20 protein-coding genes are annotated in these 21,995 nt (G+C 60.0%); 7 read left to right on the top strand and 13 right to left on the bottom strand.

Annotation, left to right across the window (positions count from 1 at the left end):
- Positions 1-10 precede the first annotated feature (10 nt).
- Positions 11-751: an SDR family oxidoreductase gene (locus tag DTW90_RS05430; protein ID WP_149336852.1), complete on the bottom strand. Its 741-nt coding sequence runs from the start codon at positions 749-751 to the stop codon at positions 11-13.
- A gap of 458 nt (positions 752-1,209) precedes the next feature.
- Between DTW90_RS05430 and DTW90_RS05425 the strand changes: the two genes are divergently transcribed.
- Positions 1,210-2,454: an MFS transporter gene (locus DTW90_RS05425; RefSeq protein ID WP_149336850.1), complete on the top strand. Its 1,245-nt coding sequence runs from the start codon at positions 1,210-1,212 to the stop codon at positions 2,452-2,454.
- 178 nt (positions 2,455-2,632) lie between these two features.
- Here the strand turns inward: DTW90_RS05425 and DTW90_RS05420 are convergent, their stop codons facing one another.
- From DTW90_RS05420 to DTW90_RS05410, 3 genes are all read right to left on the bottom strand, one after another.
- On the bottom strand, positions 2,633-4,015 hold the full coding sequence (locus DTW90_RS05420; RefSeq protein WP_149336849.1) for a cytochrome c peroxidase: 1,383 nt from the start codon (positions 4,013-4,015) through the stop codon (positions 2,633-2,635).
- A 20-nt stretch (positions 4,016-4,035) separates the two neighbouring features.
- Positions 4,036-5,688 (bottom strand): alkaline phosphatase family protein, encoded by a 1,653-nt coding sequence (locus tag DTW90_RS05415; RefSeq protein ID WP_149336847.1) that lies wholly within the window; start codon positions 5,686-5,688, stop codon positions 4,036-4,038.
- A 282-nt stretch (positions 5,689-5,970) separates the two neighbouring features.
- On the bottom strand, positions 5,971-6,654 hold the full coding sequence (locus DTW90_RS05410; protein ID WP_149336846.1) for a DUF2161 family putative PD-(D/E)XK-type phosphodiesterase: 684 nt from the start codon (positions 6,652-6,654) through the stop codon (positions 5,971-5,973).
- Positions 6,655-6,851: 197 nt separating this feature from the next.
- On the opposite strand from DTW90_RS05410, the gene DTW90_RS05405 reads away from it, so the two are divergent.
- Positions 6,852-7,325, top strand: a complete 474-nt coding sequence (locus DTW90_RS05405; protein ID WP_149336845.1) for a VOC family protein — start codon at positions 6,852-6,854, stop codon at positions 7,323-7,325.
- 72 nt (positions 7,326-7,397) lie between these two features.
- Here the strand turns inward: DTW90_RS05405 and DTW90_RS05400 are convergent, their stop codons facing one another.
- From DTW90_RS05400 to DTW90_RS05370, 7 genes are all read right to left on the bottom strand, one after another.
- Complete coding sequence (locus tag DTW90_RS05400; protein WP_246664901.1) at positions 7,398-8,048, bottom strand: hypothetical protein; 651 nt, start codon at positions 8,046-8,048, stop codon at positions 7,398-7,400.
- A gap of 893 nt (positions 8,049-8,941) precedes the next feature.
- Positions 8,942-9,787 (bottom strand): serine O-acetyltransferase, encoded by an 846-nt coding sequence (cysE, locus tag DTW90_RS05395; protein WP_149336842.1) that lies wholly within the window; start codon positions 9,785-9,787, stop codon positions 8,942-8,944.
- Between the two features lie 9 nt (positions 9,788-9,796).
- Positions 9,797-10,786 (bottom strand): WD40 repeat domain-containing protein, encoded by a 990-nt coding sequence (locus tag DTW90_RS05390; protein ID WP_132526679.1) that lies wholly within the window; start codon positions 10,784-10,786, stop codon positions 9,797-9,799.
- Positions 10,786-11,904, bottom strand: coding sequence for a GTP-binding protein (locus DTW90_RS05385; RefSeq protein WP_149336841.1), 1,119 nt, complete (start codon positions 11,902-11,904; stop codon positions 10,786-10,788). Before DTW90_RS05385 ends, DTW90_RS05390 begins: the two co-directional genes overlap by 1 nt.
- A gap of 119 nt (positions 11,905-12,023) precedes the next feature.
- Complete coding sequence (locus DTW90_RS05380; protein WP_149336839.1) at positions 12,024-12,413, bottom strand: type II toxin-antitoxin system VapC family toxin; 390 nt, start codon at positions 12,411-12,413, stop codon at positions 12,024-12,026.
- Positions 12,410-12,640: a type II toxin-antitoxin system prevent-host-death family antitoxin gene (locus tag DTW90_RS05375; RefSeq protein ID WP_348642631.1), complete on the bottom strand. Its 231-nt coding sequence runs from the start codon at positions 12,638-12,640 to the stop codon at positions 12,410-12,412. The genes DTW90_RS05380 and DTW90_RS05375 overlap by 4 nt, the downstream gene beginning before the upstream one ends.
- 98 nt (positions 12,641-12,738) lie before the next feature.
- The gene (locus tag DTW90_RS05370; RefSeq protein WP_149336837.1) at positions 12,739-13,530 is read right to left on the bottom strand and encodes a creatininase family protein; all 792 of its coding nucleotides are present in this window, start codon (positions 13,528-13,530) and stop codon (positions 12,739-12,741) included.
- 87 nt (positions 13,531-13,617) lie between these two features.
- Here DTW90_RS05370 and DTW90_RS05365 point away from each other — a divergent pair, with 87 nt between their 5' ends.
- From DTW90_RS05365 to DTW90_RS05355, 3 genes are all read left to right on the top strand, one after another.
- Positions 13,618-14,127 carry a MarR family winged helix-turn-helix transcriptional regulator gene (locus DTW90_RS05365; protein WP_132526685.1) on the top strand — a complete coding sequence of 170 codons (510 nt, stop codon included), beginning with the start codon at positions 13,618-13,620 and terminating at the stop codon, positions 14,125-14,127.
- A 116-nt stretch (positions 14,128-14,243) separates the two neighbouring features.
- Positions 14,244-15,266: a LacI family DNA-binding transcriptional regulator gene (locus DTW90_RS05360; RefSeq protein ID WP_132526687.1), complete on the top strand. Its 1,023-nt coding sequence runs from the start codon at positions 14,244-14,246 to the stop codon at positions 15,264-15,266.
- Between the two features lie 25 nt (positions 15,267-15,291).
- Positions 15,292-16,254: a 2-hydroxyacid dehydrogenase gene (locus DTW90_RS05355; RefSeq protein ID WP_149336835.1), complete on the top strand. Its 963-nt coding sequence runs from the start codon at positions 15,292-15,294 to the stop codon at positions 16,252-16,254.
- Between the two features lie 121 nt (positions 16,255-16,375).
- Here the strand turns inward: DTW90_RS05355 and DTW90_RS05350 are convergent, their stop codons facing one another.
- Entirely contained in the window at positions 16,376-17,155 is a 780-nt protein-coding gene (locus tag DTW90_RS05350; RefSeq protein WP_149336834.1) for a gamma-glutamyl-gamma-aminobutyrate hydrolase family protein, read from the bottom strand.
- A gap of 296 nt (positions 17,156-17,451) precedes the next feature.
- Here DTW90_RS05350 and DTW90_RS05345 point away from each other — a divergent pair, with 296 nt between their 5' ends.
- The gene (locus DTW90_RS05345; RefSeq protein WP_132526692.1) at positions 17,452-18,561 is read left to right on the top strand and encodes a TRAP transporter substrate-binding protein; all 1,110 of its coding nucleotides are present in this window, start codon (positions 17,452-17,454) and stop codon (positions 18,559-18,561) included.
- Positions 18,562-18,639: 78 nt separating this feature from the next.
- Here DTW90_RS05345 and DTW90_RS05340 read toward each other — a convergent pair whose 3' ends face one another.
- On the bottom strand, positions 18,640-19,149 hold the full coding sequence (locus DTW90_RS05340) for a hypothetical protein (protein ID WP_132526694.1): 510 nt from the start codon (positions 19,147-19,149) through the stop codon (positions 18,640-18,642).
- 433 nt (positions 19,150-19,582) lie between these two features.
- Between DTW90_RS05340 and DTW90_RS05335 the strand changes: the two genes are divergently transcribed.
- Positions 19,583-21,898, top strand: a complete 2,316-nt coding sequence (locus DTW90_RS05335) for an EAL domain-containing protein (protein WP_132526696.1) — start codon at positions 19,583-19,585, stop codon at positions 21,896-21,898.
- The last annotated feature ends 97 nt before the right edge of the window (positions 21,899-21,995 follow it).

Raw genomic sequence — 21,995 nt, 5'->3', positions numbered from 1 at the left:
AATAGCGTGATCAGAATTCCTGGACCGTGGGGCGCAGGACGATTTCGTTGATATCGACATCGGCCGGCTGCTCGATGGCGTAGGCGATCGCCCGCGCGACCGCACTCGCCGGGATCGCGATCTTGTAAAAATCACGCACGGTCGACGCTGCGGTGCCCGTGGTGGAGAATTTGAGGTCGCTTTCGACGGCGCCGGGCTCGATCGACGTCACGCGTACCTTACCCCCGACTTCCTGGCGCAACCCCTCGGAGATCGCCCGCACGGCGAATTTCGTGCCGGAATAGACCGTGCCGCCCGGCGCGAACACCTTGACCCCGGCGACCGAACTCAGATTGATGATATGGCCGCTTTCCTTCTTCAGGAATATCGGCAGGACGGCGGCAATCCCATACAAGGTGCCCTTGATATTGACGTCGATCATCGCATCCCACTCGTCGGTATTCACTTCCGCCATCGGACGGATCGGCATCAGGCCGGCATTGTTGATCAGGACGTCAAGCTTGCCGAAGCCAGCGATGACAGCGTCGACGACGGCCTTGACCTCTTTCTTGTCGACCACGTCGAGTTGATAGGCTCGCGCCTCGCCGCCCGCCTTGGCGATTTCGGCAACCACTTCATCGAGCTTTTCCTTGCGCCTGCCCGCAACGGCGACGCGTGCGCCCCTGGCGGCCAGATGGCGAGCCGTCTCAGCCCCGAGGCCAGTTCCGCCACCGGTGATGAGGACAACCTTGCTCTGAATTCCTTCGCTCATATTGCATCTCCTTTAAGTTGTTGCTTATGCGGATGATGGTTTTATGCGAGTGATGGTCGGGGCCTGTCAGCCGATCTCAGTGGGATTGCGTACGAGGCAGCGCATTCGGCGAGATCGTTTATCCTGGTGAAAACAGTTCCTGAATGCGGCGCCTCACGATGCGCCGCTCTGGCCGCATTGTCCATGCAGGGTTCGTCGGGAACGAAATGACCGCGATCGATCCGATTTCGCCAGATATCCGACCTGCGGGCTGCCGGCGACCTAACGCAGCGGGAACCTTTTGGTCGCTCCATGCATTTAGACCACGCTGCTTTTTAATTCTCGCCCCACCTGCCGTTTCTTCCCTTCAAGGACATGCATCGCGGGACACGAAAGAGCCCGGCTGCCTGCCGGTCTGTTCATTTCGGCGACTTCCGGATATTGCCCGTCAAGCCGCCGGCCTCGGAATGGAGTTTCTGATGTTCGCGCTCGACGACATTCGTTCCCTGACGCCTCAACAACGCAATACTGTCCTCGCAAGCTTCCTCGGCTGGACGCTTGACGCCTTCGATTTCTTCATCCTGGTCTTCATTCTGAAGGCGATTGCCGAAGAGTTTCACACCGACGTTACCGCTGTTTCCACGGCGATCTTCCTGACCCTTGCCATGCGCCCGATCGGCGCGCTCATCTTTGGCCTCTCGGCCGACAGGTACGGACGGCGTGTGACGCTGATGGTCAACGTGCTCCTCTATTCGCTGTTTGAGTTCCTCTCCGGCTTTTCCACCAGCCTGACGATGCTGATCGTGCTTCGCGTGCTCTACGGTATTGCGATGGGCGGCGAGTGGGGTGTCGGCGCGTCGCTGGCGCTGGAAAGCATTCCCGATCGCACGCGCGGCATTGTCTCCGGCGTTCTGCAGGCGGGCTATCCGTGCGGCTATCTGCTCGCCTCGCTGGTCTACTTCTTCCTGTTTCCGGTCATCGGATGGCGCGGCATGTTTATGATCGGTGTCTTGCCGGCGCTGCTGGTGTTCTACATCCGCCGCAGCGTCCAGGAATCGCCCTCCTTCCTTGCCAACCAGCATCGCAAGCGCCAGCCCTTCTTCTCAGTGGTGAAGGATAATCTGCCGCTGTTCATCTGGGCGGTGATCCTGATGACGGCCTTCAATTTCTTCAGCCACGGCACGCAGGACATCTATCCGACCTTCCTGCAGACGCAGCGTGCCTATTCGACCCATACGGTCGGTGCCATCGCCATTGTCTATAATATCGGTGCGATCATCGGCGGCCTGTTCTTCGGCAGCCTGTCGCAGCGGATCGGGCGGCGCAGGGCGATCGTGATTGCGTCATTGATCGCCATCCCGATCGCACCCCTCTGGGCCTATGGTTCCGGCCCGGTCATGCTCGCCATCGGTGCCTTCCTCATGCAGTTCTTCGTCCAGGGCGCCTGGGGCGTCGTGCCGGCTCACCTCAACGAGCTCTCCCCCGACGAGGTGCGCGGCACCTTCCCGGGCGTTGCCTACCAGCTCGGCAACCTGTTGGCGTCAGGCAACGCGACGCTGCAGGCTGGACTGGCTGCACATTGGAACGGAGACTATGCCTTCGCCCTTGTTCTCGTCGCCGTCATCGTTGCAGCTGCGGTCGCACTGCTTGCCGGCTTCGGCTACGAGCGGAAAGATGTGAGCTTCGAGCTTCCGATCGATCGGGACGCCGTGCGCTCTTCGTGACGCCGCACGCAACCGATCGAGTGCCGGGCCGGGAGGAGCGGCCATGGCAAACTGGCCGCGATCCCCACCTGGTGAGGATCGCGGTTTGTTTTTTTGGAGTCGACGTACAAGTGTGGATAGGGAGCAGGCGGATGCCTCTTGCGTCTTCTCCCCAAGAGGAGAACGGGAGCTTCGCCCCTTACTTCGCGGCCTTCTGCGTTTCTTTGGACGGATCGTAGCCGTCCGTGAGGGTCTTCAGGAAGGTGACGACATCAGCGATTTCCGCGTCGTTCAGCGCCGGCTGCTGGCCGGGCTTGCGGTTCATCGGGGCGTCGATGACGTCCATATTGGCCTGATATTGCGGCGGCACGTCATTGTATTTCTGGACCGTGCCGTCTGATCCCTTGGGATAGATGGTTTCGGGATTGGTGTCGCGCTTGACGTAAAAGCGCACGACGTCTTCCAGATTGTTGTAGACGCCGTTGTGGAAGAAGACGTGGCGGGTCGCGACATTGCGCAGGGTCGGCGTCTTAAAGAGACCGCAATTGGCGGACTGCGACGAATAGCTGTCGTTGCGCAGCGGGCCGCAGATGCCGAGGTCGAAGTAATGCGCATCAGCATTGGCCGGGATCGCGGCATTGCGCGGCACGCCGAGGCCTTCGAATTCGAAGTCGGTGAAGTCAGGCATCTCGGTGCCGACCATCTGGTCGAGATGGCAGGAGCTGCAATTGCCCTTGTTCGGGTCCTCGAACAGCTTCAGCCCGCGCATCTCGGCGTCGGAAAGCTGGACCTGGCCGCGCAGATAGGCGTCGTATTTGCTGGAATAGGGATGGAAGGACGTCTCTTCGATCTGGTAGCGGGCGAGCGCAAATCCGGCCTCCGAGATCGCCATGTCTCGGTCGTCGAGCACGTTCTTGCCGAAGAGCGCCTCGATCTGCTTGCCATAGCCCGCCTTCAGCTTGGCATAAACGGCATTTTCGTCGGAATTGGCCATTTCGAAGGGCGAGATCATCGGCTGCAGCGCCTGATCTTCCAGCGAATCGACGCGGCCATCCCAGAACATGCCGCCCTGCGGCACCATGTCAGGGGCGTTGGAGTCAGCCTTGACAACGGCCTGACCGGTCATCGGGCCGGCGACGATTGCCGGGGCGTTTGCCAGCGAAACGCCTGACGCCTCCTGCATCGGGGCGGCCTCGGCAGCCTCGTCGGCGGCACTTTCGGCGCCGACGGAGAAGGAAGGCGTCGTCATCTTGTAGGCCAGACTCGGCGTCGCGCGCAGGCCGGGCTTGTCGAGATTGGGGCCGCCCATCTGGACGGGGAGCGCATTTGATGGCGCGTAGTGATTGGCCGGATCGTGGCAGGTAGCGCAGGACATCTGGCCGTTGCCCGAAAGCGCATGGTCATAGAACATCGCCTTGCCGAGCTGCGCGACGGCGCTCAGCGTGCCCTCGGCTGGATAGTCGGCGGCAGTGGTTGCCGCCGGCTTCAGTTCTTCGCTCGCCATGCCGATGGTTGCACCGGCCAGCGAGACGCCGGCGAGCGCCAGCAGGGGAAGGAGACGGCGGTTGAATTTGACGATCATCGTCCTTCCCCCTCTGTGGCTCAGGCGCCCGGCTTGCCGGTCTTCGGATCGAGAACCAGCTTCTGCGTATCGCCCTTGGACCAGTCGAACATGTTGTTCAGCGTGCCCGAGATGGCGTCGAAGGAGCCGCCGCCGAGGCGCTGGCCGCCAAGCCAGTTGTCTTCGATGAAGCGATCGACGGAGGTCTGGTCGGTCAGGGTGTGGTCGACATAGTTGACCTTGGAGTAGGGCGAGACGACGAGCAGCGGCTGGCGCGTGCCGTAGCCGCAACGGCCCTGTGCCGGAGCGCCCGTGACGCCCGGAAGCGGAGTGCCGGTGCCGCAGGCATCGCCGTTCAGCACGTCATAGCCCTTGACGCCGAGCTTGGACGGATTGACGACAGCGTGGGCATGGTCATACCAGCCGTCGGAATCGTCGTAGAGGATGACAACAGCGGTGTCTTTCCATTCCGGGGCGTCGGCGACGGCGTTGACGACCTGGGTCACGAATTCCTGCTCGTCGAGCGGATCGGAATAGCCGGCATGGCCGTCCTGATAGGCCGGGGCCTTCATGAAGCTGACGGCGGGCATATTGCCGTTCTTCAGCGCGGCGAAGAAGTCGTTGGTATCGTACTGGTGGTTGGCGCCGCCGTCATTGCTGGTGCCGATCGCAGCGACCGAGGACGGACGCACGTGTAGCGGGTTCGCCGTCGAAGCGTAATACTGGAACGGCTGGTGGTGCGGGATGTAGTCGGCGCTGTTGACCTTGGTGACATCGGAGGTCGAGGCGCGCTTGCAGCCCGTGGTACCGTCGGCGTTCTTCAGCGTCAGGTCGAAGCCGCCTTCGAAGAAGCCCCAGGTGACGTTGCGGGCGTTCAGGAGGTCGCCGATGTTCTTGCCGTACATCAGCGCGGTCTGCCCGGCGGAGCAGGCGTCGCCGGTCGGGTCGAAGTCGCTGATCGCGGTCCAGCCGCCATTGCCGTCGGGCACGATGCGGCCCTTGGAATAGGTGCCGTCGGTTTCCAGCGTGTAGCCGGGCGGCAGGATGGCGCCGTTGGTCTGGCCGGAGATCAGATTCAGCGCGCCGGGCGTCGAGGGGCCGAAATTGGTCGAGAAGGAATTGTCGTTCAGCGCGAAATGCTGGGCGTAGTTCCAGAGCGCAGTGACGGTGTTGCCGTCATAGTAACCCATGACCTGGCCCTTGGTGCCGAAAGCGCCGGCAGCGCCCTTGGTGCCGTGGCCGGTATTGGCCGGGAAGAGGTCCATGGCAAAGTTGTTATAGGCAGCCTGTTCGGCAGTGTAGCCGTGGTTCTGCGACTGGGTGGCGGCCTGGGTGCGATCGAGACGGAAGGGGGCGGCAGCATCAGCACCGTTGCCCGTGTTGGTCTTGTTCGGGTTGTTGTCGACCAGGCCGGCATTGGCGAGCGTGTTGATATCGCTCGGCGTGTTTGCCGCTGCCGTGAACTCGGGTTCGCCGGCGACATTCGCAGCCTTGGGGTAGGTCGCGAAATAGTGGTCGAAGGAGACGTTCTCCTGGAAGATGACGACCAGATGCTTGATCGGGGTCGCGGTATTGGTAGCGGTCGGAGCGGCGGTGGTGGGGGCAGCGGTCTGGGCGACCGCGGCGGAACAGAGCGAAATCAGGGTGAGGGCGCTGCCGGCGGCGAGTGCTGCACGACGTGAAATTCCAGCCATATCAATATTCCTCTTCGAGTGATCGTCATCGCCCGGCAGGGAGAAAGTCGCTTGGGCAGCCGAGGCGGAAGGAAACAATGACCGGCTAGCAACGGTATATGACAGTTCCGTGAACGTCTGTTTTGCTGCGCACAAACTTGATTATTTTCAACAAGTTATACATTGCTGATGTTATTGCCGTATTAGTATCCGGTGCCGCCGAACCTTTCAAAATGGGTTCAGGCGTGCTTCAAAATGCCGCGCTGTGGCAGCGATATATCGAGGAGATATTCCGAGCCGCCGCTATTCGGCCGCTTGAATCAAATGAGGGGCGGGGGCCTCCTGTGGCCAGCGTTGCAGGGCGGTGATCCCTGCCTCGGTCAAGGCATAGACACCCTTCTCAACACGCTCGAACCAGCCATAGACATTGCCGAGCAGGATCTTGCCGGCATCCGGGGCAGCGGCTTTGATATCGCGCGGCCGCAGCGGGCCCTGGCTCAGGGCGGCAGCGCAGGTGAGCGCCTGCTGGCGGTACGCGGTCATGACCGGAACCTTCGTGCTGCCGCCCAAGGCCGGGTCGCCCCGCCGTCGCTTGTGTTCGTTCACCAGTCGCGTGCGGCGTTTGGTATTCTTGCGCGGCAGGATCGAGCAGGGGCTGACGATGATCGAGACATCGCCGGCGTCCGAAACGCCGAGCATGCCGAGGCCGAGGCGCCTGCAGAGATCGCGAAAGCGCTTGTCGCTTTCCCGGCCCTTGCCCTTGGCCGAGATGCGTGCCGCGATCCACACCTCGTCGCTGGCTGCGCCGCGATCGACCGCCTGTAGCAGCAGTTCGAGATTGAAGCTGAGCTTGAGTTCGCAGACGACAAGCAGCGGCGGCTCGCCCTCGCTCAAGCCGACAATATCGCAGCCGCCGATCTCGCCCTTGACCACGTAGCCGGCGCTTTCGAGAAACTGTTTGACCGGCAGATAGAGCGACGTTTCCATGATGTCCCGACCTATGGGCGCGATTTCAGCGCCTGTCGGGGGATAATGGCCGATTCGGGTTATTTTTCCGACATCGGTTTGCGGAAGGCATGCTCCTCCATCACGCGGCCCCTGAAATGGCAGATAGAGACTGGAGAAAGAGGACATGCCCTCTAGGTCAGGGAGGATGCTGAAAAGAAGAGCGAAAGGATGCTGCAATGGCAAAGAACACGATCTGCGTTTGGTACGACAGGGATGCCGAGGCTGCCGCCCGCTTTTACGCGGAGACCTTTCCCGACAGCGCGGTGGGCGCCGTCATTCGCGCGCCGGGCGACTATCCTGATGGCAAGCAGGGAGATGTGCTGGTGGTTGAATTCACCGTTGCCGGCATTCCTTGCGTCGGCCTCAACGGGGGTCCCGTGTTCAAGCACAACGAAGCCTTCTCCTTTCAGATCTCAACCGAGGATCAGGCTGAAACTGATCGCTACTGGAACGCCATTGTCGGCAATGGCGGCCAGGAAAGCGACTGCGGCTGGTGCAAGGACAGGTGGGGCGTATCTTGGCAGATCACGCCGCGCGTCCTGATGGAAGCGATTGCGGCGGGCGGCGCTGAGGCCAAGCGTGCCTTCGACGCGATGATGAAGATGCAGAAGATCGACGTCGCGGCAATCGAAGCGGCGCGGCGCGGCTGAAAGCTCCCGCCTTAAGGGAGAGGCAGGAGCGTCCTTGCCACGGAATGCGTCGGGTTCGCGCGTCGGCCTTGCTCAATAGCAGGGCGGGTAGGGGTAATATCCGCAATGATACGGCGGGCGGCGGTAATAGTAAGGCTCGCCGTAGGGAGGATAGTAATAAGGGGGCGGTGCGTAGGCCGGGGCTGCATAGACGGGCGCCCCTGCGACTGCCGCAGCCGCTCCAAGACCGAGGGCGGCGCCCGTTGCTAGGCCAACGCCATACCAGGCGCCATGACCATGCCAGTGGTCAATGAACAGTGCCGCCGGACCACTTTTGCCGGCGATGCTTCCCTCGAGAACCGAAACGTCGAATGTCAGACTCGTCCCCTCGAGCTTCGGTGACTTCAACGTCACGACGGCATCGGCGACATCGGAACTGTCGCTGCCGAGAACCGAGATCGTTGCGTTTGGCGGATCCTTTGAAAGACTGTCAGGCCCTTCGTTCCACGCTTTCACGAGTTCCGCGGTCGTGACATGGCCGGCGGCCCTCACCGGACGATCGGTAAAGACGATCGAATTATTCGAAACACCCGTCAGCGTGAGCTTGTCACCCTCGAGTGTTGCGCCATCCGAATTGATCACGGCGAGCGAGGAGACGGAATCGGACTCTTTTGGCGTGGTTTGGCCGATGATCTTTTTAGGGATCGGATTGTCCGCCTCGGGACCTTCCTGGGCAGCGGCGATGCCGGCAGCAAGGCTGACACCGGCGGCCAGGAGCAAGGCTAGAACGGAATTGGATTGCACTGGACTATCCTCCATGATGGAAATTCGGATTTCAGAGCAGGGCGATGCGACTGTCGCCGGACATACCGTCCGTCACGACGCGGAGATTTTCACGGCTGCGGACGCATAGGGGTTTGCACGCGACCGGCAGCCCCGGCACATCGGCCCATAAGTCGCCAATGCTTGGAAGTACGTTACGGTAAATTCCTGCGTAAATTTCTTCGGTTGATTGTGGCTGCCGCGGGAACCCCTCATCCCCCTGCCGGGACCTTCTCCCCAAGGGGAGAAGACATATGCGGCACCGACAGCACTCCTGACCTTAAGGTTTGGCAAGGCGCTGCGACTTGCCTCTTTCCCCCTGGGGAGAAGTGCCGGAGCGATAGCGAGGCGATGAGGGGCTCCCACGGAGGTCCAACACCTGTGGCAAGTTGATGCTTCGGTCAAAGGATTTTCGTGAGCAAAATCAATCCGCTATCATAAAATCGCGTGACCGATTTTCCACACTCGCCAACACCTCACCCATACTAACCCCGTCATCGAGCAAGGGGCCGGGGTCGCGAACCGGTTTTTGCGTTTCCAGTTCAGGAATTCCGGCGTTCGGTGATGGTTGCGGCGAGATGATCATGGGCTGTCAGAACCCATGATCCGGATGCCATCGTTCGGAAGGGGATGACAAGTCTCCGACCCAGATGGCACAGGACGATCGGACCGCAATCGGAGACAGGCAGCAAAGCCTGACACCTATACTACTATCTGATACCGCTGCCTGCCTCTTCCCATCAGGAGGTCAAGCCGCGGCCCGAAAACTCCCGGGCGCGGAGATTTGGCACGTCTTCGATTCAGTTATTCGGGGGTCAGATATTCTGATCCATCGTCTCGGCGGGAATTTCGTCGGCGCGATGGATGCGCACGACCGTTGCCGGAACGCCGGCGACGGTGCAGTGGGCAGGGACGGGTTTGACTACGACGCTGCCGGCGGCGACCTTGCTGAAGGCGCCGATCTCGATATTGCCGAGGATCTTTGCGCCGGCGCCGATCATGACGCCGCGGCGAATCTTCGGATGGCGGTCACCGGTTTCCTTGCCAGTGCCGCCGAGCGTGACGTTCTGAAGGATGGAAACTTCGTCCTCGATGACGGCGGTTTCGCCGATCACGATGCCCGATCCATGGTCGAGCATGATTCCCGAGCCCAGCGATGCCGCCGGATGGATGTCCGGGCCGAAGACCAGCGAGGCGAGATTGGAAAGCCAGCTTGCCATCTCCACCCTACCTTCGACCCACAAGGCATGGGCTATGCGGTGGGTCTGCAGGGCATGAAAGCCCTTGAGATTGAGGAAGGCATGCAGATAGGTCGTGCAGGCGGGATCGCGGGTGCGGACGGCCACCAGATCGACCTCGGTGCCGGTGATGATTTCCGGATTGTGCGTCAGCACATCCCGAAAGAGATCGAGCAGATCGGCGCTGCCCATGCCCGCGACGGAGAGGCGTGCGGCGAGGACGCCGGCCAGCATGTCAGCACCGACCGGCGCCGTAATGATCTGTTCGCGGAGCAAGGGGCGAAGCAGGCGTTCGCGGTTGGCAAGATCGGCGGCTTCGATGCGCAATTGGTCCCAGACGAGGTCGGCAGACGCGATCCCGCCGCCGGCATGCGCCGCGATGTCGGTGTTCTCGATGCCTGCTGTCGCAGCCTCCTGTGCCATTCTCTCTTCTCAGGCCGAAATATCGATAACGCCGCAATCCCCTGCCTCGGAAGCAAAGGCGAGCTGCTTGCCGGATTTGTTCCAGCTCATCGAGGTGATCGCGCCCTTGCCGGGACGGCGCAGCAGCGCCTCCTTGCCGTCAGCAATACGGACGGCGAGAACCATGCCGTCGACGAAGCCGATGGCGAGGATATCTTCGGCCGGGTGGAATTTCACCGAAGTCGCCATGATGTTGGCGCGGGTGCCGAGTTCCAGCGGCGCCTTGCCCATCGGACCGTCCTTGCCCTGGAAAGGCCAGACGATTGCGGCCGGCGCGCCTGATGAGGCGAGCCACTTGCCCTTGGCGGACCAGGAGAGCGACTTCACCTTGGCAGGATAGCCGGTCATGCGCATGTGGCGCGCCTCGGCATTCGGCTTGGTATCCATTTTCCAGCCATGCAATGCGTTCTCCTGCATGGTCGTGACAAGGAACTGGCCGTCGGGGGAGAAGGTGACGCCGGTATGGGCGCCCTTCCATTCGAGATCGACGGGAGCTGCGCTCATGCCGACCCAATGAAGCGAGACGCCGTTATAGCGGGCAACCGCGATGCGCAGGCCCTTCGGCGCAAAGGCGAGGCCTTCAACCGTGCGCTCCTCGGCGAATTCCTTGGTCGTGCCATCGGCGAGACGAACGAAAGTGCTTTTGCTATAGGCGTAGGCGACCGCTCCCTGCGGGCCGGCGGCAAGCTGGGTGATCCATTTGCGCGGCACTTCGGCAAGCGTGGTCACCTCGCCGTCGGCCGTGGTGCGCACCACCTTGCCATCCTCGCCGCCCGAAATCAGGCTGTCGCTGTGGGGATCGCGGATGCAGCTCAGCATGCCCTTATGGGCTTCGGACACCTTCTCGCCGCCTTGCAGGCGGTGGATGGTTCCCGATGCGGCTGCGAAGAATGGGGTGTCCCTCAAAAATTCGACGGCCAGAACGTGGCCGTCGATATCAAGCGGCGCGACTGTCGGCATTAGGCAGACGCCTCGCAAGCCTTAAAGCTCTTTTCCAGCTTTTCACGGTCGAGCTCGCGGCCGATGAAGACGAGGCGGCTCTCATGCTTTTCGCCGTCCTTCCACGGGCGCTGATGGTCGCCCTCGATGATCATGTGGACGCCCTGGACGACATAGCGTTCCGGATCATCCTTGAAGGCAATAATGCCCTTGAGGCGAAGAATGTTCGGGCCGTCCGTCTGCGTCACCTTCTGGATCCAGGGGAAGAAGCGATCCGCGTTCATCTCGCCGCCGCGCAACGAAACCGACTGGACAGTCACGTCATGGATCGGCGACATGGCGCCATGATCGTGGTGATGGTGGTCATGATCATGATCGTGGTGATGGTGGTCATGATCATGATCATGATCATGGTGGTGATGGTCGTGATGGTGGTGATCGTGATCGCAATCCGGGCCGCAGACATGGTCGTCATGGCTGGCGTCGAGGAAATGCGGATCGTTTTCCAGCGCGCGTTCCAGATTGAAGGCGCCCTGGTTCAGCACGCGGGCAAGGTCGACGCCCGAGCGGCTGGTCTTGTAGACGCGGGCGGCCGGGTTGATGGCGCGCACGACGTCCTCGATCTGCGCCAGTTCTTCCGGCGAAACGAGGTCGGTCTTGTTGATGACGACGACGTCGGCAAAGGCGATCTGGTCTTCGGCTTCGCGGCTGTCCTTCAGGCGCAGCGGCAGATGCTTGGCGTCGACGAGGGCGACGACGGCATCGAGCTCGGTCTTGGTGCGGACATCGTCATCCATGAAGAAGGTCTGGGCGACAGGAACCGGATCGGCAAGTCCCGTCGTTTCGACGATGATGCCGTCGAAACGGCCCGGACGGCGCATCAGGCCTTCGACGACACGAATGAGGTCGCCGCGCACGGTGCAGCAGACGCAGCCATTGTTCATTTCGTAGATTTCTTCGTCCGACTCGACGATCAAGTCGTTGTCGATGCCGATCTCGCCGAACTCGTTGACGATCACGGCGTATTTCTTGCCGTGGTTCTCAGACAGGATGCGGTTCAAAAGCGTCGTCTTGCCGGCGCCGAGATATCCGGTGAGAACGGTGACGGGGATCGGCTTTTGCGTGGCTGTTTCGGTCATGGGAGCCTCGAAATGTGGAGTATGCCCAAAGGGCTGGAATTGGGGCTGGAAATTCGTCGCCTCCATATAAGGAGTTGAGCGCGGCAGTTCAAAGGCTTTGTGTATGTTATAAGATCACATCATTTCGTGGTGGCGGACCGGATATCGGTCTGCGAAAAATCGTTGCCGACGAAAAGCAGCGGACAATCGAATTCCTTGGCGGTGGCATAGGCGAAGCAGTCGCCGAAATTAAGCGATGCGGGATGAAAGCTCTTGCCCCAGAGGGAATAGGCATCTGCGGCGAGTTGAGCGCGAGTGGGTGTCAACGGTATGACCTCCGATATGCTGCGCTGAAGCAATGCCGCCATGCTTTCCTTCAACCCTTTGCGCGAGGCAACAATCATCGCCTCGGTGTAGGTTCCTGCGGACATTATGATGGACGTTTCTTGTCTTAGGGCATGACGGCAGTCCAGTGCCGCTTCTTCTTCATTCAGGATCGACATGAAAGCCGAGGTATCCACGACGATCATTTCGGCAAGCCAAATTCGTCATAAAGAAAATCCTGGCTCCGGGCAGCGTCGGGCCCGGGAGGCAAGTTCTTGCGCCGAACGTCTTCCTGTAGCTTCCGGATGAACGCGTCGCGTTCAGCGGGGTCGGCAATGAATGTTTGTACCGGCTCCAGCCGAATGACCGGTTGCCCTTCTTCCATGAGAACAACTTCTTCGCCCTTGCGTGCAAGGCGAATGAGTTCCGTCAATTGCCCTTCCGCATCTGCAATGGAAATGCGCATCTCATTCTCCATAATAAACGGCACCGTTTATTATGGGTCATTGCTCATGTGCAGACAAGATTTCGCTACCCGAGGTCTGCCACATCGAACGCGTCCACATCCTGGAGCAGCTCCACCAGCCCCTTTACCGCATGGGCAATCAGCCGCTCGCCCTTCTCGGCCGTTGCAGCTGCAGCGTTGCCGGCGACGCCGTCGGGGTTGAGGTCGGACATTTTCCAGCCGAAGGCGTGAGGGCCGTAGGCGCGCAGGTGCTTGAAGCGCCTGGCGAAATCCGTCTGGCGGGAGGGGAAGTTGCCTGCCTTCGCCATGTCGACCCTGTCGGGGCAGAGCGCGAGCATCACCGACGTCTCGATATCGCCGCCGTGGATGTCGATCGCCTTGTTGTCGGGGGTTATCAACCCTTCCGGCACGCCGAAGCGCGTCCAGCTCGTCGCGACCGCCAGCATGTCGAAGCGGACTCGGGCTTCGGTTGCTACGACGGTCAGGAGCGGCGAGTTGCCGCCATGGGCGTTGAGCATGACGAATTTGCGGATGCCGAGGTCGTTCATACGCTCGGCGATGGTTAGCCAGCGATAAATTGCTTCCTCGGGCTGAAATGTCTTCGTTCCTTCAACATCCATATGTTCTATGGAGTAGCCGATAGATTCGACGGGCAGGAAGGTGACGGGCAGATCGCCGGGAAGCGCAGCTTTCAGGCGCTCGACGATGCCTGATGCTATCAGCGTATCGGTCTCGAAGGGCAGGTGGGGGCCATGCTGTTCGTGGGCGCCAAGGGGCAGCACGGCAATCCACGCCGACCTGTCCTTGCGGGATAAAGCCGGATCATTGTCTTCGAAACTAAGCGAAGGCTGCGCCATCTGAAGCTGTGCCCCTTGTTTATGTCAATCTCCTGCGCAATCTCATAGCGCGGCGATGTATCGACCGAAAGATCAACGGAAACAAAGATGGGCAAGAAGCACAAGGACGGAAAGAAGGGCAAGGCGGGAAAGAAGAAGGATCAGAGCGAATATTCGCTGGCTGACCTTTCGCCGGCTCTGATCCAGGCGGCGCGGTCCATGCGCACGGCGCTGACGCGCAGCCTGACGGAGAGCGGCCTCTATGCCGGGCAGGACGGCGTCGTCCTTGCGCTTGCCGAACAGGATGGCCTGCCTGCCGGCGCGCTTGCCCAGAAGCTCGGCGTCAAGGCGCCGACCATGACCCGCACGATCGGTCGCATGGAGGCACAGGGCTTTGTCGAGCGTCGTGCCGATACCGAGGATGCGCGCCTGACGAAGGTCTACCTTACCGAAAATGGTCGAAACAGCGTCGCACAGATCGAGACATCTGCTGCCGCATGCGACGCGCTCGCCACCCATGGCTTTTCCGAGAAGGAAATCCGTACTCTCGTTCGTCTCCTGAAGTCGATCGACGGCAACCTCCAGGCCGGCGAAGATTTCGATGATGAAGAAATTTGAAATCATTTAAAGATTCTAATTGCGCTCCTTGGTTCAAGCTTTTATTTAAATTTTTTTAAATGCCGGAATCGAAACAGCCGGCATCGATTGCATGGGTTACACGGGGGAGGGGCGACGTGGCTCAAAAGATAAAGCTTTCGACAATTGCCGAAACGCTTGGCATTTCCACGGCGACCGTATCTCTGGCATTGCGCGACAGTCCGCTTGTCGCGGCGACCACGCGCGACAAGATCAAGGATCAGGCGCGCAATCTCGGCTATATCTACAATCGCCGTGCGGCGAGCCTGCGCACCTCGCGGTCGGGGATCATCGGCGTTGTCGTGCACGACATCATGAACCCGTTCTACGGGGAAATCCTGAAGGCGATCGAGAGCGAGCTGGATCGTAGCCGGCATACGTTCATTCTCTCCAACCACTACGATTCCGTCGAAAAGCAGCGGACCTTCATCGAGACCCTGCTGCAGCTCGGCGGCGACGGGGTCATCATGTCGCCGGCCATCGGCACGCCGATAGAGGACATGCAGATCGCCGAGGACAACGGCATGCCGGCCATCCTGGTTGCCCGTTCGATGGAGGGCATGGATTTTCCGACCTTCCGCGGCGACGACAGCTACGGCATCTCGCTTGCCACCAACCATCTGATCGGCCTCGGACATCGCTCGATTGCTATGATCGGCGGCACCGACCAGACATCGACCGGCCGTGACCGTTACCAGGGCTATGTCAACGCGCTGCGCAAGGCGAATATCGAGGTCAATCCGGACCTGCGCATTCCCGGACCGCGGTCCAAGCAGGGCGGTTTCGAGGCTGCGGTGCATTTCCTCTCCCTGCCGCAGAAGCCGACCGCCGCCGTCTGCTGGAACGATCTCGTCGCCATCGGCCTGATGAACGGCATTGCCCGCGCCGGTCTCGTGCCGGGTAAGGATATTTCCGTCACCGGCTACGATGACCTGGAAGAAGCCGCGATCGCCACCCCGGCGTTGACGACCGTCTGGAACGGTCAGGCGGAGGTCGGAAGGCTTGCAGCGCGCGCGCTTCTTGATAGGCTGGAAGGCAGCCACGAACCTGACGGTATCCATCTCATCAAGCCCGAGATGCGCATCCGCCAGTCGACGAGCCCTTACCGTCCGCGCACTTAAAGTCCTGGTCCTTAAAGGAAAAATCATGTCCGAAGCCCGTATTTCCGTCCTCGTTCCGGGGAAGATCCATCCACGCGTCCTCGAAAGGCTGCGTGATCGTTTCGATATCGTGGCGGTCGAGAAGGGCGAACGGCCGCAGATCGATGCCGAGACAGCCAAGCGTATTCGCGGGATTGCGGTGGCCGGCAGCGTCAACGCCGCCTGGATGGATGCTCTTCCCAATCTTGAGGTAATCGCCAATTTCGGCGTCGGCTATGACGGTGTCGATGTCGGGCATGCCGCATCGAAGGGCATTGTCGTGACGAATACGCCTGATGTGCTCAATGACGAAGTCGCCGATACCGCCGTTGGCCTGCTGCTCAACACGGTGCGGCAATTGCCGCTTGCGGAGAAATGGCTGCGCGATGGGCGCTGGGTGAAGGAAGGATCGTTTCCGCTGTCGCCGTTCTCGCTGAACGGCCGGCATGTCGGCATGTACGGCCTTGGCCGCATCGGCCAGGAGATCGCCAAGCGGCTGGAACCCTTCAAGGTGAAAATCTCCTATCACACGCGCACGCGCAATGCTGACGTTGCATATGACTATTTCCCGACGCTGCTTGATATGGCCAAGGCGGTCGACACAATCATTGCTATCGTTCCGAAGACGCCGCAGACGCATAAGGTGATCGATGCGCAGATCATGTCGGCACTGGGATCCAACGGGGTATTGATCAATGTCGGTCGCGGCTGGTCGGTCGATGAAGATGCGCTGATCGCTGCGCTGGGTGATGGAACGCTTGGCGCCGCCGGGCTCGACGTCTTCTACGATGAACCGCACGTGCCGGCAGCGCTGATGGAACTGCGGAACGCGATTCTGTTGCCGCACGTCGCTTCCGCATCCGTACCGACACGCAACGCCATGGCCGACCTCGTGTCGGAGAATATCATCCAGTGGTTTGCCAAGGGCACCGCGGTCACGCCGGTGCCGGAGACGCCGCAGAAGCGCTGAGCCATTGAGGGCATCTCCGCTTTTCTTCCAACCGCGGAAATGCTCTATCCCTTTGATTTGACGCAATTCCGGATGCAAAACCGCATCACACTTTTACTGGAATTGCTCTTGGGCAACGCGATCAGGCGATCGCCTTTACCGGCATCGCCTGCATCTTTCCAGCCGCATAGTCGCGCACGGCATCGCCAAAGGCGCTGAACAGCCGGTTGGAGGCGATATCGGTCTCCGCCCAGTATTCCGGATGCCATTGTACGCCGACGGCGAAGGCCTTGGCGTCGATGACGGAGACGGCCTCGACGGTGCCGTCTTCCGCAACAGCCTCCACTTGCAGCCGCGGCGCCGTTTCAGCAATCGCTTGGCGGTGAAGGGTGTTGACGCGCACCTCGCCGGCGCCAATGAAATTGGCGATGCAGGAGCCTTCCTTTACGAAGACGCTCTGGCGAATGGCATAGAGCGCATCGCGATCCGTGCCTTCAGGCCTACGGTGGTCGGAGCGGCCAGGGAGATCTTGGATCTCGCTGTCGAGAGAGCCGCCGAGCGCGACATTCAGTTCCTGTATGCCGCGACAGATTGCCAGAAGCGGGATGGCGCGATCGATCGCCCGTCGGAGCAAGGGCAGGGACGTCGCGTCGCGTGCGGGGTCAAACGGGCCATCGGCCTCAGTTGCTTGCCTGCCGTAAAGCGAAGGGTGAACGTTGCTGGCCGAACCTGATATCAGCACGCCGTCGACCCGATCCAGAATGGCATCGATGTCATAGCCTTCTTCCATGGCCGGCACGATCAGGGCCATCAGCCCGGACGCCTTGAGTGCTGCATTCACATATTGCTGCTGCACCGCATGCCAGGTCGCCCCGTCGATCGCCCGGATGTCGGCGGGAATGGCGATGATCGGCTTTGTCATGAATGGCTCCAGTAAAAATGCCAAAATTGTGCGTTCGTGTGAGAGCGCAGAATGAATATGGTGTCTATCACAACGCAATTCACGGCGCGCGCCATATTTCGGCGACCCGGAAAGGTTGCGATCGCAACGGTTCCTACCTGCACGACATGTCGTATCGATTGCAGCAGCATGATGGCCAAAAAGATTGGTGGGAGCAGAGCTTGAAAGAAAATGCGCGACATGGTTAGCTCCTGCCGCCGCCGGGGTGCCCGGACAGACCGCTATGCCAGCGATACCAGCTATACGGGAGGTTTTTGATGGATCGCCGTTCGTTCATCAGAAGGGCCGGCCTTATAGGCGCGGGCGCTGCGTCTTCTTCCGTTCTGGCAGCTCCGGCCATCGCACAGGAAAATCCCAAGATCACCTGGAAGATGACGTCTTCCTTTCCGAAGACCCTCGATACGCTTTATGGCGGTATCGAGGACATCGCCAATCATGTCTCGGATGCGACGGGCGGCAATTTTACCATACAGACCTACGAAGCCGGCGAAATCGTTCCTGCGCTTCAGGCGGTGGATGCCGTCAGCGCCGGGACCGTCGATGCGGCCCATACCTGCTCCTATTATTTCTGGAACAAGGATCCGACCTACGCGATCGGCACCGCCATCCCGTTCGGATTGAATGCCCGTCTGTCGAATGGCTGGTTCTATCAGGGCGACGGCAACAAGCTGATGAACGAATTCTTTGCCACGCAGGGCATGTACGGTCTGCCGGCGGGCAATACCGGCGCCCAGATGGGCGGCTGGTTCCGCAAGGAAATCAATACGCTGGACGATCTGAAGGGCCTGAAGATGCGCATCGCCGGGCTTGCCGGCAGCGTGATGCAGAAAGTTGGCGTCGTGCCGCAGCAGCAGATCGCCATCGGCGACGTCTATGCGGCGCTCGACAAGGGAACGATCGATGCCGCGGAATGGGTCGGCCCTTATGACGACCTGAAACTCGGGTTCCAGAAGGTCGCGAAGTTCTACTATTATCCCGGCTGGTGGGAGGGCGGAGCCGTCGTCCACGCCTTCTTCAACCTGGAAAAATGGAACGGCCTGCCGAAGAATTACCAGACGATCCTCAGCGATGCCTGCGCCTTCGCCAACACGAATATGCTGGCGAAATACGATGTGAGGAATCCGCAGGCGCTGAAGCAGATCGTGCAGGACGGCGCAACGCTCCGTCCCTTCAGCCAGGAGATCATGGAAGCCTGTTTCCAGGCCTCCATGGGCATCTATGCCGACCTCTCGAAGTCCAATGACTACTTCAAGAGGATCTACGAGGATCAGGTGGCCTATAAGAAGGACGCCTATCTCTGGATGCAGCTGTCGGAATACACGTTCGATACCTTCATGATGATCCAGCAGCGCGCGGGGAAGCTCTAGGCGTTCAAGCGCGCATGTATCCGAGCATGTTTACGATTCACCCTGCATCAGCGTTGCTGGATCGACATTCGATCCCTGTTAGCGACAACCCGATTTTTCCTTTTCGCACCCGATCCTGTTCATGGTCACACTGACAGGGCGATAGCTGTAATCATGCTTTTTCTTGTCTGTCGCCGCGTCGATCAACGCGACGGCGACAATGCTGACGAGACCGTTGTTGCTCGCCGCATCGAGCCGTTCTGCGGATGTCTTGTCATAGGGCTGAACGCTCGCGAAACCGGTCTTGTAGCCAGGTGCCTGACAGTGGACGGATACGGGGCGTGAAGCATAGCCGTAGTCCGGGACCTTGATTTCAGCCGGCGTTTTGATTGAGGCACGATATCCTTCGCTTTCCAAAGCGCAATCAATGCCTTCCAGTTCGGTTTGGCTGGTGAATTGCCCATCCGATTTGGCTACAATTCCGTAGGTGCGCACTGTTACGATCTTTTGTCCTTTGAGCGGCGGAATGTCCTCTCCGGCAGCGCGCTGTGGCGCCAAGGCGTCGCCATATTGCACGCCTTTTGCTGTCGGCACGACAGAGACGCTCATCGAGATTGGCTTTGCGGTCTGGCATCCTGCCAGCCCTGCGACCAAGAGGAGGGAAATCATGTGTAGGCGAGGCAAGGCATACATCATCTGGTCCTAACAGGAGAGGGCGTAAATCAAAATCGCCGACAGGGGCGTCGGTGTGCTGGTTTGGGGCAGGGCGGATTTGGAAAAATGACGGGGTTTGAAGAAAAGTGGCGGGGACGATGGGTTGTTCTGAGACGTCGAATATCTATCCCTTTGCAACCGGCGAGTCATTATTGTAATCGGAAGTAGAGTTACTGTAACGTAAACACAATAAGGGGGTGCAAAAATTCACTCAATTTGGGACCAAATGGGTGATATACTTGGAAAATTCGACCAAATCGCTCTTAATTGCGCAATCAATTTTTAAATGGTTTGAATTACCGTGCCTGCCGCATAAGGGGGACTCTGGATGAAGCCTCAAAGCCCGAACGCGGTACCGACGGATGTTTATCTGTCGTTCGTGAGTTCGCTCTTTGGAAATCGCAACACGTTGTTCACGGGCATGACCGTTCAGGTCCTGACCTATCTCGTCGTGTACGCAAAATCCGGCGCCAATTTCTATCTCTATCTCTCGGCCCTCTTTGTCGCGGTCTGCATCTTTCGCGTCTATTGGTTTCAGCGGTTCGATGCGACGGACAAGTCCAAGCTGACACGTGAGGACATTGCCCGCTGGGAGAGGCTCTACCTCTATGGCGGCGTTTCGACGACGACGCTGCTTGGCATTGGCAGCGGTTACGCCATCCTCGTGCTGCAGGACTTTTTTGCGGAGATCGCGTGTATCGCGGTCACGCTTGCCTCGATGGTTTCGGTTGTCGGCCGCAATTATGGGTCACCCAAGGCGGTCAATCTTCAGACTATTTCAGCGTCGCTGCCGATCAGCCTCGGGTTCCTGCTGCTCAGGGACCCCTATATGGTTATCCTGTCGCTGACGCTTATTCCGTTCGTGTTGACGACGCGTTCCATGGCCAATGGCGTGCGCGAATTCCTCTACAAGAACGTCATTGCCTCGCGCGAGATATCGCTGATTGCCGACCGGTTCGATACCGCGCTCAACAATATGACGCACGGCCTGTTCATGCTGGATGCCGACAACCGCATCCTCGTCGTCAACCGCAAGGCCTGCGAGCTTCTGCATCTGACCAACCAGGATCAGCTCAAGGATTGCGAGCTCGATGTCGTGCTGCGCTACGGCGTGCGCAATGCGTTCATCGACGGTTCGCTGCCGAGCCTCATCCAGCGGCAGCTGGCGCAGCTGGTCGACGGATCGCTGTCGCGCACACTGATCCAGTTCAACGAAGATCTCTTCCTTGAATTTTCGGCAAGCCGCCGTGACGATGGCGTCGTCATCCTTATTTTCGAGGACGTCACGGGCCGCATTCGCGCCGAGCGCAAGATCATGCACATGGTGCGGTTCGATCCGCTGACGGGCCTGCCGAACCGGGAATATTTCGTCGATCTCGTCAAGGAGAACCTGTCTGCCCGCAGGCGGCCCGGCAAGATCGGGATCATGGTCATCGACGTCGACGACTTCAAGCATGTCAATGACATGAAGGGTCACGTGGTGGGCGACCGCGTTCTGGTGAAGATCGCAGGACGGCTGAAGGAAGAGGCAGGCTCAACCGCGCTCGTCGCCCGACTCGTCGGTGACCAGTTCGTCCTGTTCTTCCCGAACGAGGACGATGCTGCTGATCTCGACGGGCGGATTCGGAGCCTGCATGCTGCAATGGCCGGCGCCTATGAGGTGGACGACAACACTTTCCGCGTTTCCTTCAGCAGCGGCTACGTGACCATCGACAGCCGCGAATTCCGTCCCGAGGAATGGCAGATCAAGGCTGATCTCGCGCTCTTCGAGGCGAAGTCGCGGATGAAGGGTGGATGCTCGGCCTTCGAACAGGAAATGGACGCCCGCTACCTCGACCGGCAGAAGCTCAAGGACGATCTGCGACTGGCGATCGAGACCGGCAAGCTGCACGCCGTCTATCAGCCGATGTTTACGCCCGACGGCACCAAGATCGATTGCTGCGAAGCGCTGGTGCGCTGGGTGCATCCGGAAAAGGGTTCGATCCCGCCGAACGTCTTCGTGCAGATCGCCGAAGAGATGGGGATCGTTGCCGGCATCACGAAATACATGATCAACCAGGCCTGCCGCGATTGTGCGAGCTGGCCGGCGCCGCTATCCGTGTCGGTCAACCTTTCCGCACAGGATCTGCGAAACACCGACATCATCGCCGTCGTTGCCGATGCGCTGGCAACCTCGGGCCTTACGGCCTCGCGGCTCCATATCGAGGTAACGGAAAGCTGCCTCGTTGACGAGTTCTCGACGGTTCGTGCCATCCTGTCCGACCTACGGTCCCGCGGCATCACCATCGCGATCGACGATTTCGGCACGGGTTTCTCCAGCCTCAGCTACTTGGACTCGCTGCCGATCGACATCGTCAAGATCGACCGGTCCTTCGTCAACGATATCGTCGAGGATACGCGGCGCTTCAAGCTGCTGCGCGGCATCGTCAATCTCTCGCGCGAGCTGTCCCTCGAAATCGTCGTGGAAGGCGTCGAGACGCGTGATCAGTTGATGCTGATCAACAAGCATCAGTGCGCCGACTACATTCAGGGCTACGTCTTCTCCACGCCCGTTTCCACCGAGAGCATCCTTGAGATGGTCGACGGCCTTGCCAAGAAGCAATCTGCAAAGCAATCCGTGCGTAGCGGCAAGAACGTCGCCTAATGTGAGATTTTCGAGCCGTTCGTTCGGGCCGGAGGCCTCGGTGACGAACCGACACCCGGATGCGCATCGGCCGTTAGTGGCCCGAATCTCTGTTTCA

The organism is Neorhizobium sp. P12A (assembly GCF_008365395.1).
Classification (GTDB): Bacteria; Pseudomonadota; Alphaproteobacteria; order Rhizobiales; family Rhizobiaceae; genus Rhizobium.
The sequence above is the reverse complement of the archived record's forward strand: the minus strand, read 5'-3'. Positions and strand labels throughout refer to the sequence as shown.